Annotated in this window: 1 pseudogene; it reads right to left on the bottom strand. The window is 40.6% G+C overall.

Annotated features, from left to right (window positions below):
- Positions 1–467, bottom strand: a pseudogene (locus tag OKC24_RS19740) (hypothetical protein); the annotation flags it as partial.
- Between the last annotated feature and the right edge of the window lie 457 nt (positions 468–924).

Here is a 924-nt window from a genome sequence, read left to right as displayed (position 1 = left end):
CCTTTATCCCACTCAAATGAAAATTGCTGTTCAAATACATGCGCCACTTCATGCGAATATGTGAATTGCTTGCGTTTGCGTACAAGTTCCACCCAGTCGAAGATACGATTAATATGCAACTTTTCAGCTTGTTCAAAGACTGAGGATTGGGTAACTCGAAGCCTTTTATTTTCATCCCAGTCAAGGCTTAACTGAGCGCTAAGCCCTGTTGCTTGCTCATGCGCAAATCGTACAGAAACAGACAATAAGTTTGCTTGATCGAACTTGATTGCAGGGCTTGTCGCAATCAATAAACCTGAGCCCAAAAAAAGAGCCTCATTTGAGACTCTTAAAGTTGATTTGGACCATGGTGTTTCAATATTTCCAAGTACAGCCACAGCTCTGGAGAAAGTGGACGTAAAACCACGTGACACACCGACGATATGATTGATATCAAACTCAGCATGGATTTCAGCAGTGCAGTCCAAACTTACGTCAGCATCAATTGTGAAAAACTCATTNAACCACGTGACACACCGACGATATGATTGATATCAAACTCAGCATGGATTTCAGCAGTGCAGTCCAAACTTACGTCAGCATCAATTGTGAAAAACTCATTGATGCTATAAGTCAAAATATCTGACTCAATGCGAGTATCTATAGCCGCATCAATTTCAAAAGTGATGAGCTCTAAAATATCCGCTTCAATCAGAACAAAACTATCAACAACTGCGTCAACATCACAGACTGTCAGGCCAATGATCTGTAAATCAGCTTGAATAGCCGAATAAACAATTACATCAATTTCAAAGAAGTTCTGACCTGTTTCACCAAAATTCAGTGATGTTGAACCAGTAGCTATATCAGTGAAATTTAGATTAACCAGGTGCGCATTTAGCGCTGAATAGTCGCCCATGATTCACCTCTTAAACTGGCGGTCTG

The sequence above is a fragment of the Acinetobacter entericus genome (assembly GCF_026168575.1).
Classification (GTDB): domain Bacteria; phylum Pseudomonadota; class Gammaproteobacteria; order Pseudomonadales; family Moraxellaceae; genus Acinetobacter; species Acinetobacter bouvetii.
This window is presented reverse-complemented; position numbering and strand designations above follow the sequence as displayed.